Origin of the sequence: Sphingobacterium sp. UBA7253 (assembly GCF_002472745.1) — a bacterium.
GTDB classification, from domain to species: domain Bacteria; phylum Bacteroidota; class Bacteroidia; order Sphingobacteriales; family Sphingobacteriaceae; genus Sphingobacterium; species Sphingobacterium siyangense.
Map to the genome: position 1 here is coordinate 10065 of NZ_DKSP01000247.1, position 278 is coordinate 10342.

The following is a 278-nucleotide window of genomic DNA, read 5'->3' on the forward strand; positions in this document are numbered from 1 at the left end:
TTGTACATTTCTATTATTTGTTAAATGATACAAATTTCAAGAATGTTCGCCGCAGAAGACTTATACGGATTGAGGCGATAATTGGACTTTTTATCGATTTAAATAGTAAGTGGACTTTTCATAAGTTGCAAAGCGTCTTGACGGTATGCTGTAGGAGTTAGACCCGTCATCTTTTTAAAAAACCGGTTAAAATAATTTGCTTCATTAAATTGTAATAGATCAGCTATTTCTGACACCTGCAGATCGGTGTGTGTTAAATGGATATAATGTTGAAGTTG

At 33.5% G+C, this 278-nt stretch carries 1 protein-coding gene; it reads right to left on the reverse strand.

What is annotated here, in order from left to right:
• Positions 1–98: 98 nt before the first annotated feature.
• Positions 99–278 (reverse strand): helix-turn-helix domain-containing protein (locus B2X72_RS26065; protein ID WP_286852105.1); only part of this gene is annotated, 180 nt, incomplete at its 5' end.